The following is a 14619-nucleotide window of genomic DNA, read 5'->3' as shown; positions in this document are numbered from 1 at the left end:
GTTCGCTGGGCGCACGGTCGCGACCTACGTCGCTCCTGCAGAGAGCAAAAAAGCCTCAGGCGCGCGCTTCGGCCAAGGCGTCCAGCCGCTGGCGGTTGAGCAGCCGCACGTGGTGCGGGTCGTCGGTGGCGATGCTGCCTTCCTGGCGCAGGCGGGTGAAGCTGCGGCTGACGGTCTCGACGGTCAGGCCCAGGTAGTCGGCGATATCCGTGCGCGTCATCGGCAGGATCACCTCGGTGTCGTCCTGGCCCTGGCGCCGACGACGCTGCGCCATGTCCACCAGGAAGCCGGACAGGCGTTCCATCGGATTGAGGCGAGCCAGCGACATCAGGTTGCCGCGGGTCGCATCCAGTTCCACGCAGGCGCGCTCCAGCAGCTCGCGCTCGAGTTCGGGATGGTCGTGGCAGAGGCTGCGCATGTCGGCCATCGAGAACTCGCACAGCGCGCTGTCGGTGATCGCCTCGATCGTGTGCTTGTAGTGCGAGGTCCCGCTGAAACCGATGAAGTCGCCCGGCATCAGGAACCCCGCCACCAGCCGGCGGCCGTCGGGCAGCAGGCGGATGCGGCGCAGCGCGCCCTTGGTCACCGTGAACACGCCCCGCCGCGGCTCGCCCTCGCGGACCAGCGCTTCGCCCGCCTTCAGCCGGGCGTCGTCGGCAAGGGCTTCCATGGCGTGGGCCTTGGACACCGGCAGGGCCGCGCAAATGGCCAGGTGGCGTACCAGGCAGCCACCGCAACCCGCCGCATTGGCCTGGCAGACCACGCCGTCGGCCGGCGCGGCGAGCACCGGGGCGTCGTTCTGGCGGAGGATGCGAAGGCTCATGGCGGTCGGCTACGTGGTCTTCCCAGGCCATGATACGCCCGCAAGTCACTGATTTCCGGGCTGCGACAATTGGTCGCAGACCGGGGTTTAAGCACCCATTCCCCCATTCAGGCCCGGATTCGGTTACAGTGCGCGCCGCTTGCCCGCGGCCGTTCGTTTCCCCATGGTCCGCCGGCGCCGGGATGTCCACACGACCTCCCGCGCCCGCCCCGCCCCGACTTCTTTCGTGGGCAAGCCCGGATCCGCCGCTTTGGCGCCTCCGCACCCCTTCTCGCAGCGCGGTTTCAGGGAACGCTTCGAGTCACGGCCTCACCGCATTCCGCGCGTCCCACGTTGCCGCACTTCGCTGTGCCGGCGTTGCGTGCGTGTCCGGCCGGCCGGCTTTGGAGCTTCCACCATGACGTTTGAAAACCTTGGCCTTGCGCCCGCCCTCCTGCGTGCGCTGGACGAACAGGGCTATACCCAGCCCACCGCCATCCAGGAACAGGCCATCCCGCTGGCCCTGGCCGGGCACGACCTGCTGGCCGGCGCCCAGACCGGCACCGGCAAGACCGCCGCGTTCGGCCTGCCGCTGATCCAGTACCTGGCCACCACCCCGCAGGAAGTCGCCACCCGCGGCCCGCGCAAGCCGCGCGCACTGGTGCTGACCCCTACCCGCGAGCTGGCCGTGCAGGTGCATGACAGCCTGCGTGGCTACGGCAAGTACCTGCGCATTCCCAGCACCACCATCTATGGCGGCGTGGGCATGGGCAACCAGCTGGACGCGCTGCGCCGTGGCGTGGACATGGTGATCGCCTGCCCGGGCCGGTTGATCGACCATATCGAGCGCCGCAGCATCGATCTGTCCGGCATCGAGGTGCTGGTGCTGGACGAGGCCGACCGCATGCTCGACATGGGCTTCCTGCCCTCGATCAAGCGCATCCTGGCCAAGCTGCCCAAGCAGAACCGCCAGACCATGCTGTTCTCCGCCACGTTCGCCGAGCCGATCCGCGAACTGGCCATGGAATTCATGCGTGATCCGAAGCAGATCCAGGTCACGCCCAAGAACACCGTCGCCGAGACCATCACCCACCGCGTCCACCCGGTCGACGGCAGCCGCAAGCGCGACCTGCTGCTGCACCTGCTGGCCAAGGACAGCCGCCTGCAGACGCTGGTGTTCGCCCGCACCAAGCACGGCAGCGACAAGCTAGCGATGTTCCTGGACAAGAGCGGCATCAAGACCGCAGCGATCCACGGCAACAAGTCGCAGGGCGCACGCCAGCGCGCGCTCAACGACTTCAAGGCCGGCCGCATCAACGTGCTCGTTGCCACTGACATCGCCGCGCGCGGCATCGACATCGACCAGTTGCCGCAGGTGATCAACTTCGACCTGCCGATGGTGGCCGAGGACTACGTGCACCGCATCGGCCGCACGGGCCGCAACGGCTCGACGGGCGAGGCGATCTCGCTGGTGGCGCAGGATGAAGCCAAGTACCTGCGCGCCATCGTGCGCATGCTCGGCCGCGATGTGGACCTGCGCGACGTGCCGGGCTTCGAGCCGCAGACGCCGATCCGCTGGGGCAACAGCGCGCCGGGCAAGGCCGAACAGCCCGGCGGCGAGCGCACCCCGCGCCGCAACGGCCCGCAGAAGCACGCGCGCCGCCCGCACAGCGAGGCCCCGCGCCACGCCCACGCCGGCCCGAAGAAGCACAGCAGTGGCCCGCGTCGCGAAGGCGACCGCCGCCCCGGCGGTGCGCGCCCCAGCCAGGCACGTCCTGCCCGTTGAGTCGATCGTGCGGCGCCCTCACCGGCGCCGCACGCTGGTTGCCACGCCCTCTAGAATCGCCGCATGGATATCTTCAAGGTCTTCACCGTGGAAGCCGCGCACCGGCTGCCGCACGTGCCGGACGGGCACAAGTGCGCCCGGCTGCACGGCCACTCATTCCGCATCGAGCTGCACCTTTCTGGCCCGATCGATCCGCAGGCCGGCTGGGTGATGGACTTCGCCGACGTGAAAGCGGCCTTCAAGCCGATCTACGACCGGCTGGACCACCACTACCTCAACGACATCCCCGGCCTGGAAAACCCCACCAGCGAGCAGCTGGCCAAGTGGATCTGGGACCAGACCAAACCGGTGCTGCCGCTGCTGAGCGCCATCGTGGTGCATGAAACCTGCACGTCCGGGTGCCGTTATACCGGCCCGTGAGGCATGAAACCGGTTTCATACCACTGCATACAAACGTTTGATTTTTAACGGCTCCTGACCGTTCGTCGGATTTCCATACGCCACTTATTGCACTGCAACATGGATGCGTCTATGCTGCATCGCAACAGATGGGAATCCCCTTTCAGGAGCACGCCATGACCACGCAATTCAACGAAAGCTTCAGCCAGTTCACGCACCAGTTCGCCGCCGCTGCCTCGCGCGCCAACCGTCTGGCCCTGGAAAGCGCCGAGACCGTGTTCGGCGTGCAGCTGAAGACCTTCGAAAAGAACATCGACGCCACCACCGCCTTCTTCGGCGAGTTGGCTGAAACCCGCGACCTCGAAGGCTACAAGACCCTGTGGCCGAAGGGCATGCAGGTGGCCAAGGACAACGCCGAGCGCGTCGTCGCCGCCAGCCAGGAAGTGTTCGGCCTGGGCCTGAAGACCGGTGAGGCCTTCGGCCAGCTGGTGAAGACCCAGTTCGAGACCGCGACCGACAACGTCCAGGCCTCCGTGGCCAAGGCGACCAAGGCCGCCAAGGGCAAGTAAGACCCGCCCCAGGACCTACGCGTCCAACGCTTATTGCGCGGCTCCCCCTCCCTCCGCGCAGCCGACCCGGCAGCCCCCACGCTGCCGGGTTTTTTATTGCCCGCGCACCCAAGCTTTCTGTAGGAGGGCCTTCTGGCCCGATGCTTTTTCCCGCAACGCCTGTCGGGCCTGAAGGCTTCCTACACGGAAACAGTGATGTGCCGACTCAGTTGCCTGGCGTCGATATCCAGCGCATACGGCAACCTCCCCCAGCACGGCACCGGCATGCGCGCGGACAGCAGGGCGAAGTTCTCGTCCCGGCGTTCCATCTCCGGATCGACCTCGTTCGCTATCCAGCCCACCAACCGTGCCCCGTCGTCCTGGATGGCGCGCGCACTGAGCCGTGCATGGTTGATGCAGCCCAGCCGCATCCCCACCACCAGCACCACCGGCAGGCGCAGTTCCTCGACGAGGTGCCGTTGATCGAGCGTCGCCGTCAGCGGCGCGGCCCAGCCGCCAACGCCTTCCACCAGTACCAGATCAGCCAGCGGATGCAGGCGTTCGAACGCTGAAACCAGCACCCCCAGTTGGACGTCCACGCCCGCATCGCGGGCCGCGATCTCCGGCGCCAGCGGGGCGGGCAGCGCATACGGATTGAGGTCCTCGTACGGCGGCACGGGATCGCTCGCTGCCTGCAGGGCCAGTGCATCGTCGTTGCGCCAGCCGGCCGGCCTGAGGGTACAGCCGCTGGCAACCGGCTTCATGCCGACCGCGTGCAACCCGCGCGCGCGGAATGCATGCAACAAGGCGGCACTGGCGACGGTCTTGCCGACGCCGGTGTCGGTACCGGTGACGAACAGCCGGTCCATCGGCCTATCCATCTGCGCGCTCCGGCCAGCGGCGCGCCCCCCAGCGCTGGCCACGCACATGCACCAGGCCGGTGAACGAAAGCAGGAAATACACGCTGCCCGGCAATGCGACCTGCCACGACCGCGAGTGCTCGGTCAGCAGCAGCGCGATCAGCACCGACACCAGGCTGACGACAACGAAATAGGCATGGGATGCGACTTCCCCTGCCGCGTTGGCGGCGGCATCGCCGTCCAGCCCCAGCCGGCCACGGGCACGCCATGCGAGCGCATACAGACCGCCGACGCAGGCAGACATCGACGCGAACGCGAGTCCGTAGAAAATGAACATGAAAGCCAGCGGACGCGGACCGTTGGCGTCGGACAGCGGCATCGGCAGCCACCCGCCCGTGATCCACCCGAAGAACGTACCCAGCAGCAGCCGCAGCGGATACACGTAGACCAGCACCAGGAACACCAGCAACAGGCTGAGCAGCGTGGCCGGGACGGTGCCCAGCCGATAGCGCCGGCTCCAGCGCACATGCGCGTACCAGAACATCGCCACCATCGCGAAGCTGGCGGCGAACGCCGGTATGTTCTTCAGCGCCTGCAGTACGCCGCCGATGCTGTCAGGGATGCGCTCCACCGAGATGACCAGCAAAGTGACCGCGAACGCGAACGCCGCATCGACGAATGCCTCCAGCCGCGTCACGCCATGTCCACGCCAACCCGCTTCTTCTTCATCGCGTGCATTCGCGCCCACCTGTCGCCCTCGTCAGCCCATGCGCATGGGACGCATCATATCGGGCCGTCCCGCAGGACGCGGGAGTAGAATCGACGCCATGTCATTCGCCTCCCAGACGCTCACCGGCAGCAAGCCGGAACAATACGCACAGCTGGCCGCGCAGGCCCGTGCCCTGCTGGCCGGCGAACCGGACCGGATCGCCAATGCCGCCAACCTGGCCGCACTGCTTTACCACGCCCTGCCGGACTTCAACTGGGCCGGCTTCTACTTCTTCGATGGCCGGGAATTGGTCGTTGGCCCGTTCCAAGGCTTACCAGCCTGCGTGCGGATCCCGTTGGACAAGGGGGTCTGCGGAGCCGCCGCACGCACCCGCCAGACCCAGCGCGTGGACGATGTGGAAGCCTTCCCGGGCCACATCGCCTGCGATTCCGCTTCACGCTCGGAGTTGGTGGTACCGCTGGTGAAAGGGGACGAACTGGTCGGCGTGCTCGACCTGGACAGCCCACGCCTGGCGCGCTTCGATGCCGACGACCAGGCGGGCATGGAACGCATCGCCGCCATCTTCGTGGATTCGCTGACATGACAGGCACCAAGCTGCGCAACATCGGCCCCAAGTCCGCCGCCTGGCTGCGCCAGGTCGGCCTGCGCACGCAGGAGGACCTGGAGGGCGTCGGCGCGGTGGAAGCCTTCATCCGGGTCAAGCGTGCGGGATTCCGGCCCAGCCTCAACCTGCTGTATGCGCTGGAAGGCGCCCTGCTGGACTGCCACTGGCAGCAGCTGCCCGAGGATCGCCGCAGCGCACTGCTGGTGGCCTACGACGCGGCAGCGGCCCTGCTGCCGCCGCCGCGCGGCCGACCCGCTGCAGGCCCGGTGACCACGACGCACACCGAGCGCGAAGAAGACACGGGCCCTTCGCTCAACCTGTTCGACTCGCCAGGCGGCGACGACTGACTCCTGCATCGGGGCTTCAGCCCCGATGCTTTTCAGTCACTGCGTAGGGGCTGCTCGAAGAGCATCGGGACTGAAGCCCCTCCTGCACCTGTGCGGGCAGGAACGCGTGGGCTTCCCGTATACTGCGCGCGCTTTCAGGTGACCCGCGGCTTCCACGCCCGGGTTGAAACGGGAAGCCGGTGACCCGCGATACGCGGCATTCCGGCGCTGCCCCCGCAACGGTAGGCGAACAACAGCCGCGGCATCGGCCACTGTGCATTTTGCATGGGAAGGCGCCAAGGCGGAGTGCCCTGCACTCGTTCGCAAGCCCGGAGACCGGCCTGGGAGTCCACTGGTTGCGATGCGGAGGGCGTCGCGGCGTGCCGCGCCGCTGCCTGTCTGCTGCGCTGTCCGCAACGCTCCCTTCCCCGTCGCAACTCCACGCCGAAGAATGCGCGCGGGGCGCGCGATGGAGTTGAATCCGATGTACAGCCGTTTTCCCCTTTCCCACCTGGCCCTCGCGGTCGCATTGGCGCTGCCGTTCGCGGCGCAGGCGCAGGACCGCGGCGCGACCGACCTCGACGAAGTCGTGGTATCCGGCACCCGAACCGCTGTCGCGGTCGAGGACAGCCTGGTCCCCGCGCAGGTGATCAACCGCGAAGCGATCCAGCGCAGCCAAGCCCGTTCGTTGTCCGAACTGCTGCAAGGCCGCGCCGGCATTTCGCTTGCCAACCAGGGCGGGGCCGGCAAGATCACCACGCTCAACCTGCGCGGCACCGAGTCGGACCATGTGCTGGTGCTGATCGACGGCGTCCGCATGGGCTCGGCGACCGCCGGCCTGCCGGCGCTGCAGGACCTGCCGATCGACCAGATCGATCGCGTCGAGATCGTGCGCGGCCCGCGCTCCAGCCTGTACGGCTCGGAAGCCATCGGCGGCGTGATCCAGGTGTTCACCCGCCGCAACACCGGCAAGGTGCGTCCGAATTTCCGCATCGGCGTGGGCAGCGACAGCGCGCGTGAAGCCAGCGCCGGCATCGGCGGCGGCAATGCGCGCGGCTGGTTCGGCGCGGACGTGGCGCATACGCGGACGGATGGCTTCAATGCCTGCCGTGGACGCGGTCCGGATCCGGGCATCCCGTTCGACTTCGGCGCTGGTTGCTTTACCGACGAACCCGACCGCGATGGCTACCGCAACACGTCGGCCAACCTGCGCGGCGGCTACTCTTTCACCGATACGCTGACGATGGAAGCCAACGCACTGCGCGCCGAGGGCAAGAGCGAATTCGACGGCAGCTTCACCAATCGCTCGGAAACGGTGCAGCAGGTGATCGGCACCAAGCTGCGCTATGCGCCGAGCGAGAAGGTCGGCCTGCAGCTGAGCCTGGGCCGCAACGACGACAAATCCGACGATTTCCATGACGACGTGCAGTCCGGCTATTTCGAGACGCGCCGCTACGTGGCTTCGCTGCAGGGCGATTTCACGGTGGCCGCCAACCAGCTGCTGACCGCCGGCATCGACTGGCAGGACGACAAGGTGGAAAGCGCCACCGACTTCGACATCACCCAGCGCGACAACCTGGCCGGCTTCGTCGAGTACCAGGGCCGCTTCGGTGCGCACCAGCTGCAGGCCAGCGTCCGCAACGACGACAACGAACAGTTCGGCAACCACACCACCGGCAGCCTGGGCTACGGATTCGGCTTCGAGAACGGCCTGAAGCTGACCGCCAGCGTGGCCACCGGCTTCAAGGCGCCGAGCTTCAACGATCTGTACTACCCGTTCTTCGGCAACCCCGACCTGAAGCCCGAAGAATCCGAGAGCGTCAACCTGGGCATCGCGCGGTACGCGGACAGCTGGAACTGGACGTTCAACGTCTACCAGAACAAGGTGGACCAACTGATCTCATACGATGCGGCGATCTTCCTGCCCAACAACATCGACGAAGCGCGCATCCGCGGCGCGGAGTTCACGGTCGACTTCACGCTGGGCGGTTTCGACATCGCCACCCAGCTGAGCCACACCGACCCACGCAACCGTTCGGCGGGCCCCAACCACGACAACCTGCTGGCACGTCGTCCACGCAATACCGCGCGCATCGACGTGGATCGCGCGTTCGGCGCGTTCCGCACCGGCGTGACGTTCAACGCGGCGGGCGAGCGCTACGACAACCTGGCCAACACCGATCGCCTGGGCGGCTACAGCACGCTGGACCTGCGCCTGGAGTACGCCATCGCGCCGGCCTGGACGTTGCAGGCGAAGGTCGGCAACGTGTTCGATCGCGACTACGAAACCGTCGCCTGGTACAACCAGGCTGGCCGCACCTACGGCCTGAGCCTGCGTTACCAGCCGACCGAGTGACACGACGGAACACGCGACAGAAGAAAGCCCGGCATCGCCGGGCTTTTTTTTCGATCACCCCGCCACCCGCTCCGCTTCGTCGAACAAGCCCGGCTGGGCCGCCACCTCGTCCCGGTCGCGGAAGCCGGACAGGCCCACGCCCACCAGCCGGTAACGCGTGGCCGCCGGCAGGTCCACGCGCTCGCGCAGCGCGAGTGCGATGTCGATGAAATCCTGCGCCGTCACCGGAGGCGACTCCGGCGTGAAGCTGCGGGTCAGGATGCGGAACTGTGAGGTCTTGAGCTTCAGTACCACCGTGCGGCCCACGCGCTCGGTCTTGCGGCTGGCGGCCCAGGCCTTTTCCGCGATACGGACGATGTGCGGTTCCAGTTCGGGCAGCAACAGGTCGGTGGCGAACGTGTCTTCGGCCGAGATCGACTGCACCGGCTGGTCAGGCTCCACGGGTCGCTCGTCGATGCCGCGCGCGCGCCGATAGAGACTTCCGCCGAAGCTGCCGAAGCGCTGTTCCAGATCGCGCTGCTCGAAGGTGCGCAGATCGCCGACGGTGTGGATGCCGGCCGCGTTCAACTTGCCCTGCATCACCTTGCCCACGCCCGGAATGCGCTCCACCGGCAAAGGCGTCAGGAACGCCTCCACCTGGTGCGGCCGCAGCACGAACTGCCCATCGGGCTTGCGCCAGTCGGACGCGATCTTGGCGAGGAACTTGTTCGGCGCCACGCCGGCCGATGCCGTCAGCTGCGTTTCCTCGCGGATCTGCGCACGGATCGTTTCGGCCACCGCGGTGGCGGTCGGCAGGTCGGACTTTGGCGCGGTGACGTCGAGATAGGCCTCGTCCAACGACAGCGGTTCGACCAGGTTCGTGTGGCGCAGGAAGATCTCGCGCACCTGTCGCGACACCGCCTTGTAGCGCGCAAAATCCGGCGGCACGAACACCGCCTGCGGGCACAGCCGCTCCGCGCGCACCGCCGGCATCGCCGAGCGCACGCCGAAGACGCGGGCTTCGTACGATGCCGCGCACACCACCGAGCGCTCGCCGCGCCACGCGACGACCACCGGCCGTCCACGCAGCGACGGATCGTCGCGCTGTTCGACCGACGCGTAGAAGGCGTCCATGTCGATGTGGATGATCTTGCGCATCACGCGATGATATCGGCCGCCGTACGCGATCGCATGGACGCAGGCGGGAACGATACGGTTGCGTTTGGACATGCGGACAGAGAGTGCGAAACCCTTGCCGCAATTACGCCTCGCCGATGGTACGCCGGCGTATGGAAAAAACCCGGTTGATTTGCATCAAGACAAGCGTATGCACATGTGTGCATTATTTGCGCCTTCGTAGAACGGACCATGCAATGACCGCCCCTGCTTCCTTCTCGCGCGAACAGCTGCTGGCCAGCGCGCGCGGCGAACTGTTCGGCCCCGACAGCGGCCGCCTGCCCAATGACCCGATGCTGATGTTCGACCGCATCACCGAGATCCGCGAGGACGGTGGTGCGCACGGCAAGGGCCTCATCCGCGCGGAACTGGATATCCATCCCGACCTGTGGTTCTTCAAGTGCCACTTCCTCGGCGACCCGGTGATGCCCGGCTGCCTGGGGCTGGATGCAATGTGGCAGCTCACCGGTTTCTTCCTGACCTGGATCGGCGCGCCCGGCCGCGGTCGCGCATTGGGATCGGGCGAAGTGAAGTTCACCGGCCAGGTTTTGCCGACCGCCAAGCGCGTCAGCTACGAGATCGACATCAGCCGCGTGATCAACCGCAAGCTGGTGCTGGCGGTGGCCGATGGCCGCATGCTGGTCGACGGCCGTGAGATCTATACCGCGCGCGATCTGCGCGTGGGCCTGTTCACCTCGACGGAGAGCTTCTGATGCGCCGTGTCGTCATCACCGGCCTGGGCATCACGTCCTGCCTCGGCAACGACGCGGATACCGTGTCGGCCGCGCTGCGCGCCGGCCATTCGGGCATCCGCCATATCCCGCAATACGCCGAACTCGGCTTCCGCAGCCAGGTGGGCGGTGCGCCGGAGATCGATCTCGATGCGCAGATCGACCGCAAGCAGAAGCGCTTCATGGGCGACGCGGCCGCGTTCGCGCACATCGCGCTGCGCGATGCCATCGCCGATGCCGGCCTGGACGACGCGCTGGTCAGCCAGCCGCGCACCGGCCTGATCGCCGGCTCCGGCGGCGGCTCGGCCGAATGGCAGATCGAAGCCGCCGACCTGCTGCGCGCGCGCGGCATCCGCAAGGTGGGCCCGTACATGGTGCCGCGCACGATGTGCTCCACCGTATCGGCGACCCTCGCGACGGCGTTCAAGATCAAGGGCGTGAGCTATTCGATCTCCGCCGCCTGTGCGACCTCGGCACACTGCATCGGCGCGGCGGCGGACCTGATCCGCGCCGGCCGCCAGGACATCGTGTTCGCCGGCGGCGGCGAAGAGCTGCACTGGGCGCTGACGATGATGTTCGATGCGATGGGCGCGCTGTCGAGCAAGCGCAACGATGATCCCGCGCACGCCTCGCGTCCCTACGATGCGGACCGCGACGGTTTCGTCATCGCCGGTGGTGGCGGCATGCTGGTGCTTGAGGATTACGACCACGCGGTGAAGCGCGGCGCACGCATCCACGCCGAACTGCTGGGTTACGGCGTGACCTCCGACGGCGCCGACATGGTCGCGCCGTCCGGCGAAGGCGCGGTGCGCTGCATGCAGATGGCGCTGGAAGGCGTCACCGCGCCGCTGGACTATCTGAACACGCACGGCACCTCCACGCCGCTGGGCGACGTGATCGAACTCGAGGCGATCCGCACAGCGCTGGGCGATACGCTACCGCCGATCTCCTCGACCAAGGCGCTGTCCGGGCACTCGCTGGGCGCGGCCAGCGTGCATGAAGCGATCTACTGCCTGCTGATGATGCGCGATGGCTTCATCGCGGGCTCGGCCAACATCGAGACGCTGGACGAAGGCGCCAAGGATTTCCCCATCGTGCAGGCGAGCCGCGACGCGACCCTGGCCACGGTGATGTCCAACAGCTTCGGCTTCGGCGGCACGAACGCCAGCCTGGTGTTCGGCCGGGTCTGACCCGGCTCAGCGCCCATCCACCGCGCGCCGCCCCAGCGCCGGATCGTCGGTGAAGAAGCCGCCGATCCCCAGCGCGAGATAGGCGCGGATCTCGGCAAGGGATCCCGCCTCGTTGCGCATGCGCGGATCGTCGCCTTCGCGCAGCGCCTTTGGCAGGAAATGGTTCTCCGGCCGGAAGGTGTACGGCCACACGTGCAGGCCTTCCTCACGCGCATCCGCCATCAGCGCGGTCGGCGCTCTCAATGCGCCGTCCTCGGAAACCGGCATCAGCAGACGCGTCCATGGCCCGATGATGTCGGCATAGCCGGCGATGTCCTGCAGTCCCGCCGGCGTCATCAGGTCGGCATAGCGGGTCGGCTTTCCCGCAGCCAGCGCATCGCCCGGTTGCGTGTCCGCCGGACCCAGCAGCTGCAGCAGGCGGATGTTCCGGCTGGACGGCCCAAGGCGCGTGCGCAACGCGCGCAGGTTCGCCTGTTCGAATGATTGGATCACCACCGGGGCCTCGCGCGTGTACGCGTGCGCCGCCAGCGTCTCCAGCAGCCGCGCTTCCATCGGCAGCCCGATGCGCTGGAAGTGGCTGGGATGCTTGATCTCGGGAATCAGGCCGATGCTGCGTCCGCTGCGTGCGGCGTGCTCCGCCGCCAACGCGATGACCTCATCCAGCGTCGCGATGTCGTATCGGCCATCGTGCGCCATGCCGCGCAGCTCGGGCAACCGCTCACGCGCGCGCAGCGTCTTCAGTTCGGCGAGGGTGAAGTCTTCGGTGAACCAGCCTTCGAACGTCTCGCCATCGATTACCTGCTGGCGCTTGCGGGCGGCGAACTCGGGCCGCTGCGCGACATCGGTGGTCCCGCCGATCTCGTTCTCGTGCCGCGCGACCAGCACGCCATCGCGCGTGGATACCACGTCGGGCTCGATGTAGTCCGCGCCGTCCTCGATTGCGCGCGCATACGCCTCCAGCGTGTGCTCAGGCAGATGCGCGCTGGCGCCGCGGTGTGCGATGACGACCACGTCGGCCGGCATGTCGCCGGACTGTACGGACGCGGCCGGCATCAGTGCCAACAGGACGGGAAGCAGACGACGCAACGGCATGGGCAATCCTTCATGCATGCAAGCATGCCACGCGCGGCACGGGACCCGGACAGCACAAAGCCCGGCTTTCGCCGGGCTCCGGTGCAACGCGGGAGGAGAGAGGACCTCGTTGCAGGTCGCATTCTGCGCGCCGCCTGTTACAGGAAGGCGACAGCGGTCACTCCACCGTCACCGACTTCGCCAGATTGCGCGGCTTGTCCACGTCGGTGCCGCGCGCCAGCGCGGTGTGGTACGCCAGCAGCTGCACCGGGATGGTGTGCACGATGGGGCTGAGCACGCCGACGTGGCGCGGGGTACGGATGACGTGCACGCCTTCGGATTCGCTGAAGTGGCTGTCCTGGTCGGTGAACACGAACAGTTCGCCGCCGCGCGCGCGCACTTCCTGCATGTTGGATTTCACTTTCTCCAGCAGGACGTCGTTCGGTGCGATCACCACCACCGGCATGTCCGCATCCACCAGCGCCAGCGGCCCGTGCTTCAACTCGCCTGCCGGATAGGCTTCGGCGTGGATGTACGAGATTTCCTTCAGCTTGAGCGCGCCTTCCAGCGCGATCGGGTAATGCAGGCCGCGACCGAGGAACAACGCATCGGATTTCGGCGCGAAACGCTCCGCCCACGCGGCGATCTGCGGCTCCAGGTTCAACGCGTGCTGCACGCTGCCCGGCAGGTGGCGCAGCTGTTCCAGGTAGTCGGCTTCCTGCTCCGGAGTGACCTTGCCGCGCAACTTGCCCAGCACGACGGTCAGCTGGAACAGCGCCGCCAGCTGGGTCGTGAAGGCCTTCGTCGACGCCACGCCGATCTCGGCGCCGGCGCGGGTGTAGCAGACCAGTTCGCTGGCGCGCGGGATGGCGCTCTCGGGCACGTTGCAGATCGACAGCGTGTGCTGGTGGCCCAACGACTTGGCGTACTTCAGCGCCTCCATCGTGTCCAGCGTTTCGCCGGACTGCGAAATGGTGACGATCAGGTGCTTGGGGTTCGCGTACGCGGCGCGATAGCGGTACTCGCTGGCGATCTCGACGCTGCACGGCAGCCCGGAGATGGCTTCCAGCCAGTAGCGCGCGGTCATGCCGGCGTAGTAGCTGGTGCCGCAGGCGAGGATTTGCACACCCTCGATGTCCTTGAGCGCGGCTTCGGCGTTGGCGCCGAACAGCGCGGGCGAGAAACCGCCGTCGACCACCGCCTCGATGGTGTCGGCGATCGCGCGCGGCTGCTCGTGGATTTCCTTCTGCATGAAGTGGCGGTACGGGCCCAGCTCCAGCGACGCCAGCGACACGTCCGACACATGCACGTCGCGCTGCACGGGTTCATTCTGCCCGTCGAACACCTTGACGCCTTCACGCGTCACTTCGGCGGTATCGCCTTCTTCCAGAAAGATCACGCGACGCGTGGCCTGGATGATCGCCGACACATCGGAGGCGATGAAGTTCTCCCCCTCACCCAGGCCGATCAGCAACGGGCAGCCCATGCGCGCGCAGACCATGCGGTCGGGTTCCTTGCGACTTACCACGGCCAGTGCGTACGCGCCGGTGAGTTCCTTCACCGTGTGCTGCAACGCGGTGAGCAGGTCGTCGCCCCCCTTCAGGTGGTGGTGCATCAGGTGGGCGATGACTTCGGTGTCGGTCTGCGACTCGAACACGTAGCCGAGCGCGCGCAGTTTCTCGCGCTGCTCCTCGTGGTTCTCGATGATGCCGTTGTGCACCAGCGCCACCCCGTGGCTGATGTGCGGGTGCGCGTTCGCCTCGGTCACGCCGCCGTGCGTGGCCCAGCGCGTATGGCCGATGCCGAGCGTCGCATTGAAGCCCTCGGCGGCGGCCGCGCCTTCCATCTCGGCCACGCGGCCGGTGCGGCGCACGCGGCGCACGTCCTGCTGCTCAACCACGGCGATGCCGGCGGAATCGTAGCCGCGGTATTCGAGCCGCTTCAGTCCCTCGATCAATACCGGCACCACGTCGCGATCGGCGATCGCACCCACAATTCCGCACATAGGCCTGTGTCTTCCATCTGAGTCAAACGAACGGACATTCTACGTGTCCGGCACTG

General features: G+C 67.3%; 13 protein-coding genes, 1 pseudogene and 1 riboswitch. Of the genes and pseudogenes, 8 read left to right on the top strand and 6 right to left on the bottom strand.

Features of this window, described 5'->3' with window-relative positions; genetic code table 11:
- Positions 1 to 55: 55 nt before the first annotated feature.
- Positions 56 to 823, bottom strand: coding sequence for a helix-turn-helix domain-containing protein (locus IB223_RS17150; RefSeq protein ID WP_192202955.1), 768 nt, complete (start codon positions 821 to 823; stop codon positions 56 to 58).
- 397 nt (positions 824 to 1220) lie between these two features.
- On the opposite strand from IB223_RS17150, the pseudogene IB223_RS17145 reads away from it, so the two are divergent.
- The 3 genes and pseudogenes from IB223_RS17145 to IB223_RS17135 all read left to right on the top strand — a co-directional run.
- A pseudogene (locus tag IB223_RS17145) lies at positions 1221 to 2510 on the top strand (DEAD/DEAH box helicase); the annotation flags it as partial.
- A 141-nt stretch (positions 2511 to 2651) separates the two neighbouring features.
- Positions 2652 to 3008: a 6-carboxytetrahydropterin synthase QueD gene (gene queD, locus IB223_RS17140; RefSeq protein WP_192202953.1), complete on the top strand. Its 357-nt coding sequence runs from the start codon at positions 2652 to 2654 to the stop codon at positions 3006 to 3008.
- A 155-nt stretch (positions 3009 to 3163) separates the two neighbouring features.
- Entirely contained in the window at positions 3164 to 3556 is a 393-nt protein-coding gene (locus IB223_RS17135) for a phasin family protein (RefSeq protein ID WP_192202952.1), read from the top strand.
- 179 nt (positions 3557 to 3735) lie between these two features.
- Here the strand turns inward: IB223_RS17135 and bioD are convergent, their stop codons facing one another.
- Complete coding sequence (gene bioD / locus IB223_RS17130; RefSeq protein WP_225591172.1) at positions 3736 to 4404, bottom strand: dethiobiotin synthase; 669 nt, start codon at positions 4402 to 4404, stop codon at positions 3736 to 3738.
- A 4-nt stretch (positions 4405 to 4408) separates the two neighbouring features.
- Positions 4409 to 5143 carry a TMEM175 family protein gene (locus IB223_RS17125; RefSeq protein WP_192202950.1) on the bottom strand — a complete coding sequence of 245 codons (735 nt, stop codon included), beginning with the start codon at positions 5141 to 5143 and terminating at the stop codon, positions 4409 to 4411.
- Between the two features lie 79 nt (positions 5144 to 5222).
- On the opposite strand from IB223_RS17125, the gene IB223_RS17120 reads away from it, so the two are divergent.
- From IB223_RS17120 to btuB, 3 genes are all read left to right on the top strand, one after another.
- Entirely contained in the window at positions 5223 to 5708 is a 486-nt protein-coding gene (locus tag IB223_RS17120) for a GAF domain-containing protein (protein ID WP_192202949.1), read from the top strand.
- Positions 5705 to 6076, top strand: coding sequence for a TfoX/Sxy family protein (locus tag IB223_RS17115; RefSeq protein ID WP_192202948.1), 372 nt, complete (start codon positions 5705 to 5707; stop codon positions 6074 to 6076). The genes IB223_RS17120 and IB223_RS17115 overlap by 4 nt, the downstream gene beginning before the upstream one ends.
- A gap of 119 nt (positions 6077 to 6195) precedes the next feature.
- Positions 6196 to 6415: riboswitch (cobalamin riboswitch) on the top strand.
- A 124-nt stretch (positions 6416 to 6539) separates the two neighbouring features.
- On the top strand, positions 6540 to 8411 hold the full coding sequence (btuB, locus tag IB223_RS17110; RefSeq protein ID WP_192202947.1) for a TonB-dependent vitamin B12 receptor: 1872 nt from the start codon (positions 6540 to 6542) through the stop codon (positions 8409 to 8411).
- Positions 8412 to 8465: 54 nt separating this feature from the next.
- Here btuB and dinB read toward each other — a convergent pair whose 3' ends face one another.
- Complete coding sequence (gene dinB, locus IB223_RS17105) at positions 8466 to 9548, bottom strand: DNA polymerase IV (RefSeq protein ID WP_192202946.1); 1083 nt, start codon at positions 9546 to 9548, stop codon at positions 8466 to 8468.
- Positions 9549 to 9763: 215 nt separating this feature from the next.
- On the opposite strand from dinB, the gene fabA reads away from it, so the two are divergent.
- A complete protein-coding gene (fabA, locus tag IB223_RS17100) occupies positions 9764 to 10279 on the top strand; it encodes a 3-hydroxyacyl-[acyl-carrier-protein] dehydratase FabA (protein ID WP_192202945.1) in 516 nt (171 codons plus the stop codon).
- A complete protein-coding gene (fabB, locus tag IB223_RS17095; RefSeq protein ID WP_192202944.1) occupies positions 10279 to 11487 on the top strand; it encodes a beta-ketoacyl-ACP synthase I in 1209 nt (402 codons plus the stop codon). The genes fabA and fabB overlap by 1 nt, the downstream gene beginning before the upstream one ends.
- Positions 11488 to 11493: 6 nt before the next feature.
- Here the strand turns inward: fabB and IB223_RS17090 are convergent, their stop codons facing one another.
- Both IB223_RS17090 and glmS read right to left on the bottom strand, forming a co-directional pair.
- The gene (locus tag IB223_RS17090) at positions 11494 to 12540 is read right to left on the bottom strand and encodes a glycerophosphodiester phosphodiesterase (RefSeq protein ID WP_225591185.1); all 1047 of its coding nucleotides are present in this window, start codon (positions 12538 to 12540) and stop codon (positions 11494 to 11496) included.
- A 196-nt stretch (positions 12541 to 12736) separates the two neighbouring features.
- Complete coding sequence (gene glmS / locus IB223_RS17085) at positions 12737 to 14563, bottom strand: glutamine--fructose-6-phosphate transaminase (isomerizing) (RefSeq protein ID WP_192202942.1); 1827 nt, start codon at positions 14561 to 14563, stop codon at positions 12737 to 12739.
- Between the last annotated feature and the right edge of the window lie 56 nt (positions 14564 to 14619).

Source organism: Pseudoxanthomonas sp. PXM03, assembly GCF_014852005.1.
In the GTDB taxonomy this organism is placed as follows: Bacteria; Pseudomonadota; Gammaproteobacteria; order Xanthomonadales; family Xanthomonadaceae; genus Pseudoxanthomonas_A.
This window is presented reverse-complemented; position numbering and strand designations above follow the sequence as displayed.